This is a genomic window from Serratia sp. 2723 (assembly GCF_050434425.1).
Classification (GTDB): Bacteria; Pseudomonadota; Gammaproteobacteria; order Enterobacterales; family Enterobacteriaceae; genus Chania.
Genome location: NZ_JBNDIN010000007.1, coordinates 16,102 through 35,458 on the forward strand (window position 1 = coordinate 16,102; position 19,357 = coordinate 35,458).

A 19,357-nucleotide genomic window follows, 5' to 3' on the forward strand; every position below is an offset into this window, starting at 1 on the left:
CTCCGGTTACTGTTGGAACGGGTAAACATTACCCAGCCCAAGGATAACAGTCAGGGCATCCAACGCCGCGCGCCCTTCATGCAGCAGTTGCGGGTCTGCCAGATCCTCCTGTACCAGACGATCGCGGTAATAGCGCTCTACCCAGTCGTTCAGGGTGGCGAAGAGCGTATCGTTCATCATCACCCGTGGGTTCACCGCCCTCAACTCAGCACCGTTCAGCGCCACGCGTAAGCGTAGGCAAGCCGGGCCGCCGCCATTGCGCATACTTTCGCGCAGGTCGAACACCTTGATCTCATCGATGGGTCCACCGCTGGCCATCATCTCCGACAGATAATGCCAAACTCCCGGATGCTGGCGGGACTCTTCCGGCACCACGATCATCATCTTGCCATCGCCTTTGGTCAGGATCTGGCTGTTAAACAGGTAGGTCGCCACCGCATCCCCCACGCTGACACGGGAGGTTGGCACTTCTATCGCCACCAGCTCCGCCTCCAGCAAGGCCATCTTACGGCGGATTTGATCCAGCCCCTGCTGCTGATGCAGGAACGCCTGCTGATGATGGAACAGTACCTGCTGATTGCTGACGGCGATCACGTCGTTATGAAAAACGCCCTGGTCGATCACCGCCGGATTTTGTTGCAGAAATACCGTTTGCTGCTCTTGTAACTGATGCAGACGGGCGATCGCCTCGCTGGCCTCGCGCGTCTGGCGAGCCGGGTAACGCATCGGAGCACTTTCCCCGCCAAATTCCTGCTTGCCATAGACAAAGACCTGCACCCCGCGCCTGGCATAGTCGCCCCCAAGGCGGTTATGGTTGGCGGCCCCCTCATCCCCAAAGAGCGCTACCTGTGGTAAGGCATCATGATGAGTAAAGTATTGCTCATCATTGAAGATGGCACGCAGCACGCTGGAGGTGGTTTCGGCCTCAATCGCACGATGGAATTTGTTATTCAGGTTGGCGGCGGTGAAGTGCACTTTGCCATCTTGACTGTCTGGCGAAGGCGAAACCGTCGCGGCATTGGCCGTCCACATGGATGAGGCCGAACTGAGCGCCGAGAGCAGGCGCGGTGAGGTGCGCATCGCCTGGGCCAGTACGCTTTCGTCGCTGCCGCTGAAGCCCAATTTACGTAACGTAGGGAGATGAGGCCGTTCCTGCGGTGGCAACACGCCCTGCTGGAAACCCATATCTGCCAGCGCTTTCATTTTCAGCAGCCCCTGCTTTGCCGCCAGCTTGGGGTTCGACACGCTGTTGCGGTGCTGCGTCGAAGCCTCGTTGCCAAACGACAGCCCGGCATAGTGGTGCGTCAAGCCAACCAACCCATCGAAATTGACTTCATATCCGGACATTTTTCTCTCCTGTAAATTGCGAAGGGTGATGCCTGTCACTGGGTGCTATCCCCCTCACCCTAACCCTCTCCCCAAGGAGAGGGAATAGAACGTGCCAGCGGTTATCTCTTCTTCTGGCTGATCGTTGAGGCATAAAAAATCGCTGCTATAAATGTCTCTATTCTCACCTGGCCACAGGTTGGCTCTGTATCTGAATACCGCTGCGTACCAGCTCCCTCTCCCTTTGGGAGAGGGTTGGGGTGAGGGGCAGACCAGTTAAATATCAGGCCCGGTGACAGGCTGGTGGGGAGCGTCAGGCTGGCACTCTCCAGCGAAGCCATCGGCCAAGCGCAGTAATCTGCCGCATAGAACGCACTTGGCCGATGGTTGCCAGAAGCCCCCACGCCACCGAAAGGTGCCGCACTGGAAGCGCCGGTCAGCGGCTTGTTCCAGTTGACAATACCGGCTCGCGCCTCCAGCAGCAGCCGTTCGAACTGCTCCCGCTGCGGGGACACCAGCCCTACGGACAGGCCATAGCGGGTGTGGTTCGCAATGCGCAGTGCCTGGTCGAAATGGTCATAACGGATGATCGTGGTCAACGGGCCAAAATATTCTTCGTCTGGCACATCCGCCACACCGGTCACATCGATAATGCCGGGGCTTAATAACGCGCTGCCGCTCTCCAGCGATTTCATGGTCAACAAGGCGTTACCGCCCAATGCCAACAGGTGGCGCTGCGCTGCCAGCATGTTTTCTGCCGCAGAAGAAGAGATCACCCCGCCCATAAACGGCTGAGGTTCGGCATCCCAACGCCCGATGCGCAGCGCAGACGCTACCTGAACCAGGCGCGTAATAAAGGCATCCCCCTGTGGCCCGTTCTTCACCAAAATGCGGCGAGCACAGGTACAGCGCTGTCCGGCAGAAATAAACGCCGATTGAATGGCCAGATTCACCGCCGCGTCACAATCCTCTACCTGTTCAACGATCAGCGCGTTGTTGCCGCCCATCTCCAGCGCCAGGATCTTTTCTGGCTGACCGGCCAATTGGCGATGCAGGTGGTAGCCTGTGCCTGCACTACCGGTAAACAACAGCCCATCGATATCTGCGCAGCCGGCCAATGCCTCACCGGTTTCACGCCCACCCTGTACCAGATTGATCACCCCATCCGGCAAACCCGCCTGCAACCACAGCTGTAACGTCACCTCCGCCGTCAACGGCGTCAGTTCGCTGGGTTTGAACACCACGCAGTTGCCCGCCAGCAGCGCCGGAACGATATGCCCATTCGGTAAATGGCCAGGGAAGTTGTAAGGGCCAAACACCGCCAGCACGCCATGCGGCCGATGGCGTAGCACCGAAGCGCCATCGGCCATTGCGGTTTCCGTCACTCCGGTACGTGCCTGATAAGCCTGTAGCGAAATGCCCACCTTGCCAATCATCGCCTGGACTTCGGTCAAGGTTTCCCAACGGGGTTTACTGGTTTCACGGCTGATGGTCTCGGCCAGGTGCTGTTTATGTTCCTCCAGCAAGGCAGCAAAGCGTTTTACCAACTGTTCGCGTTGGGCAAACGGCGTGCGCGCCCAGGTAGGGAAAGCCTCACGTGCGGCCGCGCAAGCCGCAGTCACGTCGTCAATATTGGCCGCGTTGGCCTGCCACAGCGGCAGATTATCCAACGGATCGGTTTTGCTGAACTCAGCGCCCCGGCCTGCCAGCCAGACGCCATTAATTAACAATGCAGGATGTGACATTACATTTTCTCCTGAGCAATAAGCTTGATGACCCGCACCTGGCTCCCCTGTTCGACACCCAGCGCCACCGCCGTCTCGGCGTTGATACGCAAGCGGTCATCATGCAGTTGGGCATGCACCAACAGGGCGCGATAATGCTGATAGTTGTCGTTAGCCACCAGGTACACCGGGGCCTCGCTGAATACCTGCGCATCATCCAGCACCACTTTCACCAGTTTGCTGCGCTTCACCGCGCGGATCTCGTCGATCTCGGCTTCCAGCGTCGGGCCTCCATCAAAGATATCGACGTAGCCCTGATAGCGCAGCCCTTCGGCTTCCAGCAGCTTGCGCGCCGGTGCGGTTTGTGGGTGAACTTCGCCGATCACCTTCTGCGCATCTTCGGCCAGAAAGTCGACGTACAGCGGGTGTTTTGGCATCAGTTCGGCGATAAACGCCTTTTGCCCGGTGCCACTGAGATAGTCCGCCTTGGCGAACTCGATAGAAAAGAAGTGGCGGCCAACGCTTTCCCAGAAGGGTGAACGGCCATTTTCATCGGAATAACCGCGCATCTCCGCGATCACTTTGCGGGAGAATTGGTTGCGAAATGCGGCCATAAACAGGAAGCGGACCTTTGACAGCAGCTTGCCATTCTCGCCATGGCGGTAGTCCGGATCGAGAAACAGCGTACAGAGCTCCGAATGGCCGGTATGATCGTTGCTTAAAAACAGCGTTGGCACCGATTTATAGACATTAAGCTGCTTTGAAGCATGCACCTGGGTACCCACGCGGAAGCTGTACCAGGGTTCGGTCAGCCCAACCGCGACTTCGATCGCGCTGACGCCAACGACCTGTTGCCGTTCGGTATCTTCCATCACAAACAGATAGCAGCGATCGCTTTGGGGAAGTTCGCCTTGCCAGGTTTTTAACGCCCGCTCAATACGTGCCGACAGCGTCTCTTCATTCTGTGGCAAAGAGGTGAGGCCAATACCGGATTTACCGGCGAGCGTCAGCAGGTCAGCCAGGTCACGGCGCTCTATGGGGCGGATAATCATCATAATGCGAACCTCGGAAGTCATCGGCTGCGCACCGGGCGCAGCCGCCTTGATTAGCTGCAAATCCGCGCCACAGCACGCGCAAATCGCGCCAGCCCCTCTTTCACATCCTGTTCCGGGATGATCAGCGAAGGCGTAAAGCGCACCACGTCCGGGCCTGCGATCAGGGCTATCACCCCCTCCTCGTTAGCCAGTTGGGTGATCTGCTTGGCTCTGCCGGCATATTCCGGGTTCAGAGCGCAGCCAATTAACAGACCCGCCCCGCGGATTTCGCTAAAGATCGGATACTGCAGGTTGATTTGCGTCAGCCCGGCGATAAACCACTCGAGACGCTGCTTCACCCCATCGAGCACCTCCGGTGTGTTAATCAGCGAGAACACTACCCCAGCTACCGCCGCCGCCAGTGGGTTGCCGCCGTAGGTGGTGCCATGAGTACCGACGCCCAGGGTTTTCGCCAGCTTGTCGGTGGTGATCATTGCGCCGATCGGGAAACCGCCGCCCAACGCCTTGGCGGTGGTCAATACGTCCGGCACTACCCCGTAATTCATATAGGCATACAGCGAGCCGGTGCGGCCCACGCCGGTTTGTACCTCATCAAAGATCAGCAATGCGCCGTGGCGGTCGCACAGTTCACGCAGCCCTTGCAGGAACTGCGGTTGTGCCGGTACCACACCACCCTCCCCCTGAATCGGCTCAACGATCACCGCGCAGGTACGGTCGTTAATCACCTGCGCAGCCGCCGCCAAATCGTTAAACGGCGTGTGCGTTATGCCGCCAGGCAGTGGGACAAAATCCTGTGAATATTTTGGTTGGCCCCCGGCAGAAACGGTAAACAGGGTGCGGCCATGAAACGCGTTATTGAACGCGACGATCTGGTTCTTTTCGCCGTTGCCACTATCCCGTGCATATTTTCGCGCCAATTTCAGCGCGGCCTCGTTGGCTTCCGCGCCGGAGTTGCAGAAAAATACCTTGTCGGCAAAGGTGGCATCAATCAGCTGTTTGGCCAGGCGCAACACTGGCTCGTTGGTATAACCGTTGCCCAGATGCCAAAGCTTGCCTGCCTGTTCGACCAGCGCCGCCAACACCCGCGGATGGGCGTGGCCCAGGGCGTTGACGGCAATGCCTCCAGCGAAATCAATATAGGATTTCCCCTGCTGATCCCAAACCTGTGAGCCTTCTCCCCGCACCAAAATAAAGTCCGCAGGGGCATAAACCGGGATCATCCAGTCGTCGAAAGACTGGCGGGTAACTGCGATTGGCTGTTCCATAATGACCTCATAACGTCAGCAAAGGCTGAATTTTGGCGGTAAGGACCGCTCTGGTGGCGCAAGGCTGGCGAAAAAGCAAAATAACCCGGTTATCCAGTATCTTTTCTGGCCGACGATAATGCTGCTCACTGCCGCCTACTCAGATACAAACCTGTTACATAAAATCGGTTATTCGCTATTAATACCGCATTTAACGCCCCTGAGCGGGGAATAAATGTTAATGAGTAGTTAAAATACAGCCCATTTGATAAATAGTGTAGAGCAGCTATCGTGCCAGAACGGGGATTTTGACGGTTTTACTAATTTTTTTCGTTAAAACAAGGAGTTATATTGCATAAATATTCAATATTTATGCATTTGTAATGATTAATGACAAAAATAGGGCCTAAAATCATCAACACCGGAGAAATCCTATTCAATCGCAAAATTCTTCCGCTTTTCTGATCCTGCTCGCAAAAATAATTGCGTTAGGTGACGGGATCTGCGCCCTTTTGCACCGCAATCGTGCAATGCGCCCTCATTTGGCACAGCCATCGATTCGCCGTAACAAAAGCCGCATTGCGGGTGAACCCCCAGTCTTTGACTACACTGTTAAGCTACCCCGTACTCAATGTTCCTCCTCAACGTTAAGGATCCCAACATGAGCAAGAAAACCTTTGATGCCACCCAGCCCGCAGCGGTTAAAGACGTAGCCGCGTTTCTGGCGGAGTTAAATGCCAGCGGCGGCAAACCGATGGAACAGATGAAGCCAAAGGAGGCACGTAAGGTGTTGGAAGGCGCACAGCGCAGCGTGGAGGTGGTACAGCGTGAGGTCGAGATCGAAGAGAAAACCATTCACGTCGCCGGGCAGGACATCCTGCTGCACATCGTGCGCCCACCTCGGGTGAAAGGTAAATTGCCGGTATTTATGTTTTTCCACGGCGGCGGCTGGGTATTAGGTGACTTCCCTACCCACGAACGATTGGTGCGCGATCTGGTTTACAGTTCCGGAGCGGTAGCGGTGTTTGTCAATTACACACCGTCGCCAGAAGCCCAGTATCCCACCGCCATCGAGCAAGCCTACGCGGCCACGGAATGGGTGGCGGAATACGGAGAAAAGATCAACGTCGACGGCAGCCGACTGGCTGTCGTGGGCAATAGCGTTGGCGGTAACATGGCGACGGTGGTCAGCCTGATGGCCAAAGAGCGAGGCACACCGGCACTGCGCTGCCAAATCCTGCTGTGGCCGGTCACCCATGCCAGTTTTGATCGCGATTCCTATCATCAGTTTGCCGAAGACCATTTCCTGACGCGCAATATGATGAAATGGTTTTGGGACAACTACACCACCGACAAGGCCCAGCGTAAGGAGATCTACGCCTCACCGCTCAATGCTAGCCTGCAACAGCTGCAAGGGCTGCCACCGGCATTGATACAGACCGCCGAACTGGACGTACTACGGGATGAAGGGGAAGCCTACGCCCGCCTGCTGAACGCGGCTGGCGTTGAAGTAACCTCCACCCGCTATAATGGGCTGATCCACGATTACGGCCTGTTAAACCCGCTAGCCCAGGTTCCGGCGGTACATTCGGCTATTCATCAGGCCGGACGCGCGTTAAAGCATTATCTGGCCTAGCCCAGACTACGGATCAGCCTGGCCAAGGTCTTGATGGCGGTTTCAAGCCTGTCGCTCCATTCGAAGGAGGCGTTCAGGCGGAAACAGTGGTTGAAACGATCGCCGGTGGTGAACATTCGCCCCGGCGCAATACTGATACCCTCTGCCAGCGCACGCTGGTAGAGCTCCATGGATGACTGTGTCGCCTCCAGCTCCAGCCACAGGAAATAGCCTCCATCCGGCTGGCTGACCTTCACCGTCGGCGGGAAGTGATGGGCGATCGCCTGATGCATGGCACTTTGGCGCTGGGCCAATAAACGCCGCAGGCGACGCAAATGGGTATCATAGCCGCCATGCAGCAGATAATCGGCGATCGCCATCTGAGTCGGCACGCTGGTTGAAACGGTGCTCATCAGCTGCAAGCGCTGGATTTGCGGCGCATATCGCCCTGCTGCTACCCAGCCCACGCGGAACCCCGGAGCCAGACATTTTGAAAACGACGAGCAGTGCAAAATCTGTCCCCCCTGATCCAACGCCTTGGCAGGCAATGGCCGCTCGGCGCTGAAATAAAGCTCGCCGTACACATCGTCTTCCAACAACGAAATCTGATGCTCACGCAGCATCGTCACCAGCCGCTTTTTATTCTCGGCCGACATGCTCGACCCTTGCGGGTTCTGGAAATGGGTCATCAGCCAGCAGGCCTTGATCGGATACTGCTTAATCGCCTGCTGTAACGAATCCAGATCGATCCCGTGCTGTGGGTGGGTAGCGATCGCCACCGCTTTCAGCTTCAGGCGTTCCAGCGTCTGTAACGCACCATAAAATGCCGGGGATTCAATCGCCACCGTGTCTCCCGGCTGCGTCACCGCTTGCAGGCTGAGGCTTAACGACTCCATCGCCCCGGCGGTGATCACAATCTCATCAGGAGAGACCTGCATCCCATTCAGCGCATAGCGTTGGGCAATATGGCGACGCAATGCCTCGTTGCCCGGCGGCAGGTTGGCAAGCGAACTGTGAGGCGTGAATTTTCGGGCTACGCTGCTCAACGCCCTGGCCAGCTTGGGTTGCATAAACAAGGTGGCATCCGGGAAGGCCGAACCGAAGGGCACAATTTCCGGATCCTTACAGGCTTGCAGCACGTCAAAGATAAAGGCGTTGATATCCACCTGTTCGCTCACCAGCAGTTTTTCGCCCCGGATGGGCTGTGGTAACGCCTGTGAACGAGCCGCCACATAGTAACCAGACTGCGGACGTGCTACGATCCAGCCCTGGCTTTCCAGTAGCTGGTATGACTGCACCACCGTCATCAGGCTCAGACCGGCACGTTTACCACTTTCCCGCAGCGAGGGCAGCTTGTCCCCGGCACGCCATACCCGGCTCTGGATCTGTTCGCGGATCTGCTGGGCGAGCTGTTCATATCTGGTCATACAATTCCAACTGTTATAGTAAAAAGTGAAATAACTGTCACTGTTATTGTTACTCTACTCCATGCTTTACTTAGCGCAAGTTTTAATAAGCAAGTTTTCGCTTTCCTAAGAGGCCGATTATGAACAAATCAAGGAGGCTCCATGTTCGGACTTGATGCATTGGAGCTGGCACGGATCCAGTTTGCCTTCACCGTTTCCTTCCATATTATCTTCCCGGCGATCACCATCGGCATGGCCAGCTATCTGGCGGTGCTCGAAGGTCTATGGCTGAAAACCGGCAATCAGGCTTACCGGGACCTGTACCACTTTTGGTCAAAAATCTTCGCCGTCAACTTCGGTATGGGCGTGGTTTCTGGCCTGGTAATGGCCTATCAGTTCGGCACCAACTGGAGCTTCTTCTCCGAGTTTGCCGGCAGTATCACCGGTCCGCTGCTGACCTATGAAGTCCTGACCGCCTTCTTCCTTGAGGCCGGTTTCCTGGGGGTAATGCTGTTTGGTTGGAATCGTGTCGGTCCCGGCCTGCACTTCTTCGCCACCTGTATGGTAGCACTCGGCACGCTGATATCCACCTTCTGGATCCTGGCTTCCAACAGCTGGATGCAGACCCCGCAGGGGCATGAGATCATCAACGGCGTCGTTGTGCCGGTTGACTGGTTCAAAGTGATCTTCAATCCGTCCTTCCCTTACCGTCTGCTGCATATGACTACCGCCGCATTCCTGTCTTCGGCCTTCTTTATCGGCGCCTCGGCGGCCTGGCACCTGCTGCGTGGCCGTGATACGCCAGCCATGCGCAAGATGCTGTCGATGGCCATGTGGATGGCACTGATCGTCGCCCCTATCCAGGCGGTGATCGGCGACGCACACGGCCTCAATACGCTGAAATATCAACCGGCCAAAATCGCCGCCATCGAAGGCCACTGGGACAACCCGCCGGGAGAGGCCACGCCGCTGATCCTGTTCGGTTGGCCGGATATGGAACGTGAAGAAACCCGCTTCAAGGTGGAAATCCCTTATCTGGGTAGCCTGATCCTCACCCATAGCCTCACCGAGCAGGTTCCGGCATTGAAATCCTTCCCACCGGAAGATCGTCCTAACTCTCCCGTTGTGTTCTGGTCGTTCCGTATCATGGTGGCACTAGGCATGCTGATGATCCTGGCTGGCGTGTGGAGCCTGTGGCTACGCTGGCGCGGTGGGCTGTATCAATCCAAGCCCTTCCTGTACTTCATTCTGTGGATGGGGCCTTCGGGGCTGATTGCCTTGTTGGCGGGCTGGTTCACCACCGAGATTGGCCGCCAACCGTGGGTCGTCTACGGGCTGCAACGCACCGCCGATGCGGTCTCTGCCCACGGCGACATCCATATGAGCGTGAGCCTGCTGGCCTTTATCGCCGTCTACTGCTCAGTGTTTGGCGTCGGTTACTCCTACATGATGCGCCTGATCCGCAAAGGCCCGCAGGCCCATGAAGGTGACGAGCCAAGCGGCCACGGCACACCGGCACGCCCGCTCTCAGCGGTACACGAAACTTTGGACGACAGGAGCTGAACATGGGTATCGATCTTCCGCTGATTTGGTTTGTGATCATTGTGTTCAGCACCATGATGTACGTGGTCATGGACGGCTTTGATCTAGGCATTGGCATTCTGTTCCCTTGGGTGAAAGACAGTCCCGATCGCGATGTGATGATGAATACGGTGGCACCGGTGTGGGACGGCAACGAAACCTGGCTGGTGCTTGGCGGGGCCGCCCTGTTTGGGGCATTCCCTCTGGCCTATGCGGTGATCCTGGATGCGTTGGCCATTCCCCTCACGCTGATGCTGTTTGGTCTGATCTTCCGCGGCGTGGCCTTTGAATTCCGCTTCAAGGCTAAAGCGGAAAAACGCCATATCTGGGATAAGGCATTTATTGGCGGTTCAATCCTGGCCACCTTCTGCCAGGGCGTGGTGGTAGGGGCGATTATTGACGGCTTCCCGGTGGAAGGTCGTGCCTATGTTGGCGGCCCCTTCGACTGGTTCACTCCTTTCGCCCTGTTCTGCGGTTTGGGCCTGGTGGTGACCTATGCACTACTCGGCTGTACCTGGCTGGTGATGAAAACAGCTGGAAGCCTGCAAGCACGCATGCATCGTCTGACTACGCCGTTGCTGGTCAGCCTGCTGCTGATCCTGCTGGCCGTCAGCGTGTGGACGCCAATCGCTCACCCTGAAATTGCGACCCGCTGGTTCAGCCTGCCGAACCTGTTCTGGCTGCTACCGGTGCCACTGTTGGTGCTGCTCAGTGCCTGGGGGATCTGGCACGGCGTACGCCATGATGCCCACTATTCGCCGTTCCTGCTGACGCTGTTGCTGGTGTTTCTGGGGCTAAGCGGTCTGGGTATCAGCATCTGGCCGCTGCTGATCCCGCCGACCATCACCCTGTGGCAAGCCGCTGCGCCGCTACAGAGCCTGGGCTTTATGCTGGTGGGCGCGCTGTTTATTATTCCGATTATTTTGGTCTACACCTTCTGGAGCTACTACGTGTTCCGCGGCAAGGTGAGCCATGAGGATGGGTATCACTGATGATGAATAATACGATGAATGAGAATACCACCGCCATTCCCTGGTGGAAACGCGTCGGCTGGCTGGTGATTATCTGGAGTGCCAGCGTCCTGGGGCTGTTTTTGGTGGCTTCGCTTTTCCGCCTGCTGATGACCGCCGCCGGGATGAAGCCGGAATAACGTCACTGTTTCCCCATCGCCCCCAAAAAACGCTGTTGCATCTGCAACAGCGTTTTCAGATCCAGACACTGATAATCCAGCCCGTGTTGAGTCGCAACCTCGGCAATAATCTTCGCCAGGGCCGGGTAATGCCGATGGCTCCAATGCGGGAACAGGTGGTGGGTCAGGTGCAGGTTGGCACCGCCCAGCCAGTAGCCAACCCAGCGCGGCGAAGCCTGCCAGTCAAAGGTGGTGGAAAACAGATGTTGATACCAGCCATGCACCATCTTGCCCTGCTCGGGAGCCTGATAAAAATTGGCTTTGGCCCAATGGGTACCGACAATCAGCATCACAAACACCAACGACGACAGCATCTGGCTCAGCAGGTAAGTCAACCAGATCGCCGTGGCGCTGACCTCAGGCGGCATCAGCCATAGCGGGATGGCCAACGCCAGCGTAAAGTGCGCCAGCTTGCTCAGCAAGAAAACGCCCCAGCCTTTGCCCCCCTGTAACATCATCTTGGGCGTTATGCGCGTTTTGCCAGCCCGATCCAACCAGTCAAACAGCCAGATGTAATATGGGAAGGTCAGCGCCGCTACCATCGGCCAGTAGTATTGCTGCATACGCATAAAGGCTTTGCGCTGCTGGAACGGCGTTTGCCGCAGCACGCCGTTCGGCTCGATATCCGGATCGTAACCTTCGATATTGTTGTAGGCATGGTGGAAGATGACATGGCGTACCCGCCAACAGTCGGCGTCCAGCCCCAACGGGATGCTGACGATAAAGTTAAGCCAGTGGTTAAGCCGCGCCCGTTTGAAAAAGGCATTGTGTGAAGCGTCGTGCACCACGTTCACCGTCAGCATCATGGCGGAGAAAATAAAGCCGACGTAGCAGCCAAAATAAGCCCAGGCGTTTTGCTGCTGCAAACTGAGTGCGTAAAAGCCCGCGCACAGCAGGATCAGCAGCAACACCTTGGCGAACATCCCGCGGTTGGCAAAGCGGTGGTCGCCCCGCTCCGCCAGATAAGCCTGGCTGCCACGCATCAGCGCCAGATGAATATCGCGATTCTCCCGTTGGAACGCCAAGGGTCGCAGCGGCGTGGTATCCGGCATCTTCATCGCGGCTGTTGCCCCATCGCGCGGAGGAAACGTTGTTGCTGTTGCAACAGCTCGCGATAGCCGATGCAGCGATAATCCATGGCGTAACGTGGCGCGAGTTCGGCCAGGATAGCGGCCAACGCCGGGTAGTGGCGGTGATTCCAGCCGGGGAACAGATGATGGGTGAGATGATAATTCAGCCCGCCGGTCAGATGATGCAACCACTTCGGCGAGGTTTCCCAGTCGCAGGCGGTGGCAAAGTTGTGCCGATACCAACCCTGCGGCATTTGGCTCCCCTCTGGCACCGCATAAAACTCGGCCTGTGCCCAATGGGTACCCAACAGTAAGAACACCACCAGCAGCGAGGCCAGCATCTGGCTCAACAGATAGGCAAGCAGCACCGTTTGCCAGCCAATGCCGTGTTGCTGGCAAACCACCAGCGGGATAACCAGCACCACCAATAGGTGGCACAGTTTGCTGGCAATAAACACCGCCCAGCCCTTGCGCCCGGCAAGCACCCCCTCGGCGGCCAACGGGGTTTTGCCCAACCGGTCTGACCAATCAAACACCAGTGCAATATAGGGCAGCGACAAGGCGGCAATCAGCGGCCAATAAAGGTGCTGATAGCGCATGTGCGCTCGCCACTGCTGGAACGGCGTCTGGCGGAAAAAGCCGTTCTCTTCGGTGTCCAGATCGTAATGTTCGACGTTGGCATACACATGGTGATAGCTGACGTGCCGTGTCCGCCAATAGTCCGGATCGACCCCCAGCGGGATCGTCACCAACCGCCCCGCCAGACGATTCACCCAGGGAGTGCGGGCGAACGCGTTATGCGAAGCGTCATGATTGACGTTGACGTTCAGCAACATGCCCATCATGACAAAAGCGAAATAGCACAGCATAAACGCCAGCCCCTGCTGCTGCATCAGGCTGAGCAGGTAGAACCCCACGCACAGCAACAGCAGGACGATAGCCTTGACCCAACGGGTCACATCGGCAAAGCGGTGATCGTTACGACCGCTCAGATAAGCATGGGCCCGGCGTTTCAGTTCACGATGAAACGCCTGTTCCCCATCCGCAGGGAAAGAGAGTGGCGGCAGCAAGTCAGCCATGTGCAGCTTCCTTCTGGCGTCCCCAGCCAGCGGCGACGGCGCAACCATGCACGGCAATGCCGCAGGTCATCAGCCACCAGTAAGGTTGGTGCCAACCCAGCGCCAACAGCAACAACAGGGGAGCGGCCAACGCCACCAGTAACCAGACCTTAACGCCCCAGTTATGGCCTTCGGCAATCCCACCCAGCGCTACCGCACCTACCGCCAACAGCATAAACAGTACCGCCTGCTCGCCAGTCAGGCCGTTGTAGCCGTACCCGAAACGATACACGTAGCCCAGCACCAGGGCGAACAGCAGCAACGCACCGCTCACCATGCACCAGGCGGAACTGCGGAAACTGGCTCTCTTGGCCGAAGGTTTGCAAGGCAGTTTGAAGTAGCGTAAAAACGGCTGATTGCTGGCCCAGAACGGGTTAACCGAAGATTTTTCCCCGCGCACGCCATAGGCGAAAGGCTCGGTCGGCAGCGATGGACCAAAGGTGCCAAACAGTTTGTCCCAGAAGATAAAGCTGCCGCCAAAATTACGGTTGGAATAGGCCAGATCGTTGACGTGATGCACCCGATGGTGCGCTGGGGTAACGAAGATTTTTTCCAGAAAACCCAGTTTTGGGGTCAGCGCGTTATGGTTAAACAGCTGAATGCCGTAGTGCAGGATCGATACGGTGATAAATACCGCAAGCGGCACACCGGCCAGCGCCAGCAGCATAAAGAACGGGATCGACGTTAATGACGAATACCATGAGTTACGCACGCCCAACGACAGATTGAAATGTTCGCCCTGGTGATGCACCACATGCACCGCCCACAGCAGGCGGAAACGGTGATGCAGGCGGTGTAACCAGTAAAAACCAAAGTCCCACGCCAGCAGGGCAAACAGCCACACCAGCGCGACCGGCCAGCTATCTACCAGGCCCAGGCTGTAATGGGTCACTACATAGCCATAGCAGAAAATCTCCAGCCCCCGAAACAGCCACAGCATGATGTGCCCAGAGTTGAGGTTGAAGATCACATCATGCCAATCAACGCTGCCCCGGTTGCGCTTTTGCAGCCACAGGGCTTCGCCCAGCACCACGCACAGCATAAATACTATCGGTATTACCAGATCGGTCATGGCCGTTCTCCCTGACGAAAATCACAGACAATCCATCGAGCATGCTGGCAGGCATAGCCTACGGCCATGGCCAACGCCGCCCCACTAAGCAAATCCACCAACAGGTGACGGCGCAGTTGCAGGATAGAGAAGGCTATCGCCAACCCCCAAACCGACAACAGTAGGCTGCGCCATTTTTTCCGGCTGTCCGCCACGGCCCACACGGCCAGGGCCGTCAAAGCTATGTGCAAAGAGGGTAAGCAGTTTTGTGTTGAATCAATGCCGATCAATGCAGCCAACAGGGTGGAGCTGAGTGAACGGCCCTGATCGACCGGGTAGTCCATCGTCGTCGGCCACAGCAGATAGATGGCCCCCGCAATAATAGCGGCAAGCTGCATTGAGCTTCTAAGCCATTTGATCCGGCTTAGCGGACACAGCAGATAGCACAGCGGAACGATCAGGAAAAAAGACAGGTATAGCCAGACGGCATGTGGGCTGAACGGGATCGCGCGATCCAGCCAACTCGGTGTCAGCTGATAACCCGCCCCTTGCCATCGGTCAGTGGCGTTATAAATCAGGCCGACAAAGCCCCAGCCCAGCAGCATTTGCCATAGGCGATAGATCACCTCTTTCATGGTGCCTCCGGCAAGCGTACGATGCGTCGGCGTTTGGCATCGAACTGCGGCATGATACTTTGTGCGGTCAACTGCCACTCCAGTTGCTGCACGGCGATACCCTGCTGGCTAAACAGCGCAATCAGCTGCTGCTGGCAATACGCCAGTTCTTCGGGGCTGCAATCGGCCATCAGATGCAGCCGTTGGCAGGTTAACTGGGTCAGGCGATAATCCGCCACGGCGGGTAACGCGTTGGCAATCACCCGGCGGCACAGATCGGCAAAGACTCGCTGCGCTGCGCCCTGCAATCCTGGCAGCAACAGTTGATCGTCACAGCGCCCTTCAATCCGCTCCAACGCCATGCTGGCCTGGCCGCACGGGCAAGGCTCCGCACGCCGCACCAGAATATCATCCAGCCGATAACGCACGATCGGCTGCGTACGGCGGGTAAAATCGGTGATCAGCGGGGTAAAGCGCTGCTCATCGATCCACTGTGGCTCCACGTGAATAAACTCTTCGTTCAGATGTAAGGTGCCGTGGCTACAGGTGGCGGCCAGAAAACCTTCGGTGGCCTGATAGACTTCGCCTACGTCGGCAAATACCCGCTTTAGCCGTTGGCGATCCTGCGGTTCCAGCACCTCGGCCACCGAGATCACCTTTTTCACCTGTAGTTGCAATTCGCCCCGCTCGACCGCATCAGCCAACGCGCACAACACCTGCGCAGGCGCGACCACGATGGTGGGTTGCTCCCGTTCAATCTGCGGCAAGTGCTCGGCAAAGGGAGCAAACAGATCGTAAAACGTCAGGCTCAACCAGCGGTTATTGACGCTGTGATACAGATTGTTGTCCGCCCGCAGAAACAGCGCGACCCGCTCACCGGCAAACACCCCTTGCGGCAGCATTTTTGCCAACATGCCGCCGGCCCAGATCTGCTGCTCCTGCGGGCTGACCACAAACACGCCGCGCCGCCCGGAGGTGCCGGTCGATAAACCCACGCTGTATTTGCCCACTTTGGGGGTGAAGTCGCGATCGGTCTCGCTGCGCCGGGCACAGGCCAACAGCGTCTCAAGTTGCAGCCCTGCGGTATTCATCCGATCAAAATGCGTCATCATGATCGCTTTGTCCATTTCTGGCCATTCGCTCACAGGTAACAGACAGTATGGCCGGAAATAGGGGCTATGCGCCAATACCCGGCGGGCAAAACGTTTTAACTGACGCGTCTGGTAAGCCTCCAGCTCTGCCCGTTCGGTGAAATGCAGCCTGCGCGCTCGCAGATAGTGCCACAGCGTCATCAGTGGGATCATAAATCCCCCTCATGGCACAACAGGATCTGCGCCGCGCCGCCGTGATGCAGCTGGTTGAGCGCTTCAAGGGTTTGATAGTAGCTACGCGGATTATCCATGATCAGGTTCGCCAGCCGCGAAGGGCCACGCAGTTGCTGGTAGTTCAGCGGCGACCAGGCGGCATCGCTGGCCAGCAGCGTCCAGCCCGTGTCGGTTTGGACAAAGGCACCAAGATGACCCGCAGCATGGCCTGGCAGAGGCACGATGAGGATTTGCCCATCGCTACCCGGCAGCGCATACCCCTGTTGGAACGGTGCCAGTTCGGCTGGCAGACTCTGTAGCGGGAATGACTCCACAAACTGCAGTGCGGATTCAAACTCCTCGGGGATCAATCCCGGCACAAACGCCCGCTTCAGGGCAGCAAAGCCTCGCAGATCACGAGTTTGCTGCCAACCTTCGCCGGAGCAAATCATGTTAAGACTGCTGAAATCGCGCAGACCGGCAATATGGTCAGCATGAAAATGGGAAACAATCACCGCTTCAATATCACCCACGCTCACCCCCCGGCTACGCAACTGCTCAAGCAGCGCCTGCTGTGGGCTGAAATAGACCGGGGTAATCTGGCTATACAGCCGGAAAATACCGCTGGCGGTGTACTGTTGGAAATAGCTGGCATAACCGGTGTCCCATAGCCAGCGCCGCTCGCCCACCTCCAGCAGATAGGCGCGGGAGGGGAATTTACAGCTACGCATCGGCGAACCACGCAGCGCCATGCAGCCAAGATGGGTGCAATAGCCGATTTCAAAGGAGGTGATATTAGCCATGCGCCGCCATCCCCTGCTGTTTCATCCATTGCCCGGTCAGCTCAATCCCCTGCTCCAGGCTGTAACGTGGCCGGTAGCCCAGCTCTTCAATCGCACGGCTGTTATCCAACGTCATATCAAAATAGGCAGCCGCCGCGCTGTAGCGCGTCAGCATCGGCTCTTTGCCGGTAAAATGGGCTATCAATTCCATGCCTCCGGCCACCGCCCACAACAGCCGGTAAGGCAGTGCCTGCACCCGATATTGCCAGCCTAGCTGCCGAGCCAGCAGTTGGTGCAGCATATCCTCCAGCCGCTGCGGCTGTTGGTTGGTGATGTTATAAATGCCACCGGAAGGCAAATTCTCTCGGTTGCTGGCCAGGTCCATCGCATGCACTACGTTGAGCACAAAGGTCAGATCCAGATAGGCTCTACCGCCGCCTGGCAGGCGCAGAATACCTTTATCACGCTGCATCTGGGCCAGGATCCTGGGTACGATCACGCGGTCATGCGGGCCAAACAGGCCGCGCGGGCGCAGGATCAGGTAGGTGGTTTGCGGATAGCGATGCAGCAGCCCGCAAATGCTCTGTTCGGCAGCATACTTGCTGGCAGCGTAATGGTTGGCAAAGCGGCGGGCAGATTCACCTTCAGCGATATTGTGATGATGTTTGAAGTCAAAATAGATCGCCGGCGTCGAGATATGGATAAAGCGTTTCACACCGCAGCGCCCGGCAGCTTTGGCGAGCTTTTCCGTGACGTAGGTGTTGGCCTGGAAAAACGCCTTGCGATCCCCCCACGGGGAAGATTTGGCGGCACAATGCCAGACCACGTCATAGTCTTTCATCAGCAGTTCGCACTGTTCCATCCCGGCACGGGTCAGATCCAATGGGGTAAACTTTGCCCCCAGCGCTACCAACTCACCGCCAACGGCCTCATCGCGCCCGGTGGCATGCACCTGATGCCCGGCAGCCAGTAACCACTCGGCTGCATTGCGCCCTAACCCACTGGTTGCTCCGGTTACCAAGACTTTCATGGCAGCAGAACCATACCACCCAGGGTCAGTCCTGCAGCGGTGCCGATCAACATCACCGGCTGATTGGCATGCAGCCTGCCGGTGATCGCCGCCTCGTGCAACGCGGAAGGAATTGACGCCGCCACCTGGTTGCCCCGGTAACGATAGATATCCACCAGCACCTCTGGCGCCACATGTAGCCTTTTGCGCATATGCTCCAGAGAGAGATGACTGGCCTGGTGCGGCACCACGGTGGCAATCTGTGACAAGGTGAGCCCTGCGGCGCTCAGCAAGCGCTCAAGATAGCCCTCAATCAGCGCCGACGCCTGGCGGAACAGTTGCTTGCCCTTCATGTGGAACAGAAAATCGCTATCGTTCATCCCGGCTCGCGGGTTACGGCGTGTGCCACCAGCGCGGATTTCACACAAATCGCTACCTTCAGGGTAGGTTTCCATCAGGTAGGACAAAATCCCGCTGCGCCCATCGCCGCGTTCCACAATGGCACAGGCGGCACCATCGCCAAAGATCAGCGAAGACTCTTCATCCTCCCAGTCGATACCGCGCGAGGCAATATCGGCAGAGACGATGGCAATACGCCGGTAAACGCCTGTGTTGAGCAGCCCCGCCGCCACCTGCAATGCGCTAATAAAGCTGACGCAGCTGGTATTGATATCAAAACCAGTGGTACCTGAGGGTAATCCGGCGATTTTAAGAATATGCGCGGCACTGAAGGGCAATGCCTGTACAGAAATGGCCGAGGCCGAGATCAACAGATCGATAGAGTCGCGCGGGATGGCATGGCGAACCAGCGCATCATCCAATGCGGCGACGGCCAGTTCGGCCTGGCTGGCCTGATTGCTGGCATGAAAGCGATGAATAATCCCCGAGCGTTTTTCTACATAGCCGACGGGTTTGTTCAATTGCCGATCCAACGTCGAAGATTCGATGCAGCCGGGAGGCAAAGCCGCGCCGGTGGCGATGATTTTCAGCGGCAATACGGGGTGGGACAGGTTATCAATGATCATAGGTGTTCAGTCTGCTTATCCCTAACTCGTTTGGCTTAGCATCCAGCGTAATTAATCAAACTATTTACGCTATTTTGATCTAGCCCTTATTTAACATCAGCATAATGAAAATCCTAACAGGAATTTTTACTGATTGATTCCTTTCGCTTAACTATTCAGGTAAATCATGCTGTTAACCCAATGGCACAGCCTAGATCAACGCCGATAAGAGATCTATAGGAATAAACTGCCAACCTTACTGCCA

16 protein-coding genes and 1 pseudogene are annotated in these 19,357 nt (G+C 57.1%); 4 read left to right on the forward strand and 13 right to left on the reverse strand.

All coding sequences use genetic code 11. From position 1 onward, the window contains the following. Positions 1 to 6: 6 nt before the first annotated feature. The 4 genes and pseudogenes from astB to ABIE29_RS12375 all read right to left on the reverse strand — a co-directional run bounded on the left by astB (position 7) and on the right by ABIE29_RS12375 (position 5,370). The gene (gene astB, locus ABIE29_RS12360; RefSeq protein WP_429619086.1) at positions 7 to 1,347 is read right to left on the reverse strand and encodes an N-succinylarginine dihydrolase; all 1,341 of its coding nucleotides are present in this window, start codon (positions 1,345 to 1,347) and stop codon (positions 7 to 9) included. A 254-nt stretch (positions 1,348 to 1,601) separates the two neighbouring features. After that, positions 1,602 to 3,071, reverse strand: a pseudogene (astD, locus tag ABIE29_RS12365) (succinylglutamate-semialdehyde dehydrogenase); the annotation flags it as partial. Further along, complete coding sequence (astA, locus tag ABIE29_RS12370) at positions 3,071 to 4,105, reverse strand: arginine N-succinyltransferase (RefSeq protein WP_429619087.1); 1,035 nt, start codon at positions 4,103 to 4,105, stop codon at positions 3,071 to 3,073. The gene astA and the pseudogene astD, both read right to left, overlap by 1 nt. Before the next feature lie 50 nt (positions 4,106 to 4,155). After that, positions 4,156 to 5,370 (reverse strand): aspartate aminotransferase family protein, encoded by a 1,215-nt coding sequence (locus ABIE29_RS12375; protein ID WP_429619088.1) that lies wholly within the window; start codon positions 5,368 to 5,370, stop codon positions 4,156 to 4,158. A 640-nt stretch (positions 5,371 to 6,010) separates the two neighbouring features. Between ABIE29_RS12375 and ABIE29_RS12380 the strand changes: the two genes are divergently transcribed. After that, on the forward strand, positions 6,011 to 6,985 hold the full coding sequence (locus ABIE29_RS12380; protein ID WP_429619089.1) for an alpha/beta hydrolase: 975 nt from the start codon (positions 6,011 to 6,013) through the stop codon (positions 6,983 to 6,985). Here the strand turns inward: ABIE29_RS12380 and ABIE29_RS12385 are convergent. Further along, entirely contained in the window at positions 6,982 to 8,391 is a 1,410-nt protein-coding gene (locus ABIE29_RS12385; RefSeq protein WP_429619090.1) for a PLP-dependent aminotransferase family protein, read from the reverse strand. The genes ABIE29_RS12380 and ABIE29_RS12385 overlap by 4 nt on opposite strands. Before the next feature lie 141 nt (positions 8,392 to 8,532). On the opposite strand from ABIE29_RS12385, the gene ABIE29_RS12390 reads away from it, so the two are divergent. Genes ABIE29_RS12390 through ABIE29_RS12400 form a run of 3 tightly spaced genes read left to right on the forward strand, consistent with a single transcriptional unit; the run spans position 8,533 to position 11,101 of the window. Next, positions 8,533 to 9,933 carry a cytochrome ubiquinol oxidase subunit I gene (locus ABIE29_RS12390; RefSeq protein WP_429619091.1) on the forward strand — a complete coding sequence of 467 codons (1,401 nt, stop codon included), beginning with the start codon at positions 8,533 to 8,535 and terminating at the stop codon, positions 9,931 to 9,933. Positions 9,934 to 9,935: 2 nt separating this feature from the next. Further along, the gene (cydB, locus tag ABIE29_RS12395) at positions 9,936 to 10,943 is read left to right on the forward strand and encodes a cytochrome d ubiquinol oxidase subunit II (protein WP_429619092.1); all 1,008 of its coding nucleotides are present in this window, start codon (positions 9,936 to 9,938) and stop codon (positions 10,941 to 10,943) included. Positions 10,944 to 10,957: 14 nt separating this feature from the next. Next, positions 10,958 to 11,101, forward strand: coding sequence for a DUF2474 domain-containing protein (locus tag ABIE29_RS12400; protein ID WP_429619300.1), 144 nt, complete (start codon positions 10,958 to 10,960; stop codon positions 11,099 to 11,101). Between the two features lie 2 nt (positions 11,102 to 11,103). On the opposite strand, the gene ABIE29_RS12405 is transcribed toward ABIE29_RS12400, so the two are convergent. Genes ABIE29_RS12405 through ABIE29_RS12440 form a run of 8 tightly spaced genes read right to left on the reverse strand, consistent with a single transcriptional unit; the run spans position 11,104 to position 19,113 of the window. Next, positions 11,104 to 12,192, reverse strand: coding sequence for a fatty acid desaturase family protein (locus ABIE29_RS12405; protein WP_429619301.1), 1,089 nt, complete (start codon positions 12,190 to 12,192; stop codon positions 11,104 to 11,106). A gap of 2 nt (positions 12,193 to 12,194) precedes the next feature. After that, positions 12,195 to 13,289, reverse strand: coding sequence for a fatty acid desaturase family protein (locus tag ABIE29_RS12410; RefSeq protein ID WP_429619093.1), 1,095 nt, complete (start codon positions 13,287 to 13,289; stop codon positions 12,195 to 12,197). Continuing rightward, entirely contained in the window at positions 13,282 to 14,400 is a 1,119-nt protein-coding gene (locus tag ABIE29_RS12415) for a sterol desaturase family protein (RefSeq protein WP_429619094.1), read from the reverse strand. Before ABIE29_RS12415 ends, ABIE29_RS12410 begins: the two co-directional genes overlap by 8 nt. Then, complete coding sequence (locus ABIE29_RS12420) at positions 14,397 to 15,014, reverse strand: phosphatase PAP2 family protein (protein WP_429619095.1); 618 nt, start codon at positions 15,012 to 15,014, stop codon at positions 14,397 to 14,399. Before ABIE29_RS12420 ends, ABIE29_RS12415 begins: the two co-directional genes overlap by 4 nt. Next, positions 15,011 to 16,297, reverse strand: a complete 1,287-nt coding sequence (locus ABIE29_RS12425; RefSeq protein ID WP_429619096.1) for a F390 synthetase-related protein — start codon at positions 16,295 to 16,297, stop codon at positions 15,011 to 15,013. Before ABIE29_RS12425 ends, ABIE29_RS12420 begins: the two co-directional genes overlap by 4 nt. Further along, positions 16,294 to 17,100, reverse strand: a complete 807-nt coding sequence (locus tag ABIE29_RS12430; RefSeq protein WP_429619097.1) for an MBL fold metallo-hydrolase — start codon at positions 17,098 to 17,100, stop codon at positions 16,294 to 16,296. Before ABIE29_RS12430 ends, ABIE29_RS12425 begins: the two co-directional genes overlap by 4 nt. Then, the gene (locus ABIE29_RS12435; RefSeq protein WP_429619098.1) at positions 17,093 to 18,109 is read right to left on the reverse strand and encodes an NAD-dependent epimerase/dehydratase family protein; all 1,017 of its coding nucleotides are present in this window, start codon (positions 18,107 to 18,109) and stop codon (positions 17,093 to 17,095) included. Before ABIE29_RS12435 ends, ABIE29_RS12430 begins: the two co-directional genes overlap by 8 nt. Next, positions 18,106 to 19,113, reverse strand: a complete 1,008-nt coding sequence (locus ABIE29_RS12440; protein WP_429619099.1) for a 3-oxoacyl-[acyl-carrier-protein] synthase III C-terminal domain-containing protein — start codon at positions 19,111 to 19,113, stop codon at positions 18,106 to 18,108. The genes ABIE29_RS12435 and ABIE29_RS12440 overlap by 4 nt, the downstream gene beginning before the upstream one ends. Positions 19,114 to 19,357 lie beyond the last annotated feature (244 nt).

Bases quoted from the DNA above. Each gene is read 5' to 3' on its own strand.
- astB (WP_429619086.1), bottom strand. From the start codon at position 1,347: ATGTCCGGATATGAAGTCAATTTCGATGGGTTGGTTGGCTTGACGCAC.
- astA (WP_429619087.1), bottom strand. From the start codon at position 4,105: ATGATGATTATCCGCCCCATAGAGCGCCGTGACCTGGCTGACCTGCTG.
- ABIE29_RS12375 (WP_429619088.1), bottom strand. From the start codon at position 5,370: ATGGAACAGCCAATCGCAGTTACCCGCCAGTCTTTCGACGACTGGATG.
- ABIE29_RS12380 (WP_429619089.1), top strand. From the start codon at position 6,011: ATGAGCAAGAAAACCTTTGATGCCACCCAGCCCGCAGCGGTTAAAGAC.
- ABIE29_RS12385 (WP_429619090.1), bottom strand. From the start codon at position 8,391: ATGACCAGATATGAACAGCTCGCCCAGCAGATCCGCGAACAGATCCAG.
- ABIE29_RS12390 (WP_429619091.1), top strand. From the start codon at position 8,533: ATGTTCGGACTTGATGCATTGGAGCTGGCACGGATCCAGTTTGCCTTC.
- cydB (WP_429619092.1), top strand. From the start codon at position 9,936: ATGGGTATCGATCTTCCGCTGATTTGGTTTGTGATCATTGTGTTCAGC.
- ABIE29_RS12400 (WP_429619300.1), top strand. From the start codon at position 10,958: ATGAATGAGAATACCACCGCCATTCCCTGGTGGAAACGCGTCGGCTGG.
- ABIE29_RS12405 (WP_429619301.1), bottom strand. From the start codon at position 12,192: ATGCCGGATACCACGCCGCTGCGACCCTTGGCGTTCCAACGGGAGAAT.
- ABIE29_RS12410 (WP_429619093.1), bottom strand. From the start codon at position 13,289: ATGGCTGACTTGCTGCCGCCACTCTCTTTCCCTGCGGATGGGGAACAG.
- ABIE29_RS12415 (WP_429619094.1), bottom strand. From the start codon at position 14,400: ATGACCGATCTGGTAATACCGATAGTATTTATGCTGTGCGTGGTGCTG.
- ABIE29_RS12420 (WP_429619095.1), bottom strand. From the start codon at position 15,014: ATGAAAGAGGTGATCTATCGCCTATGGCAAATGCTGCTGGGCTGGGGC.
- ABIE29_RS12425 (WP_429619096.1), bottom strand. From the start codon at position 16,297: ATGATCCCACTGATGACGCTGTGGCACTATCTGCGAGCGCGCAGGCTG.
- ABIE29_RS12430 (WP_429619097.1), bottom strand. From the start codon at position 17,100: ATGGCTAATATCACCTCCTTTGAAATCGGCTATTGCACCCATCTTGGC.
- ABIE29_RS12435 (WP_429619098.1), bottom strand. From the start codon at position 18,109: ATGAAAGTCTTGGTAACCGGAGCAACCAGTGGGTTAGGGCGCAATGCA.
- ABIE29_RS12440 (WP_429619099.1), bottom strand. From the start codon at position 19,113: ATGATCATTGATAACCTGTCCCACCCCGTATTGCCGCTGAAAATCATC.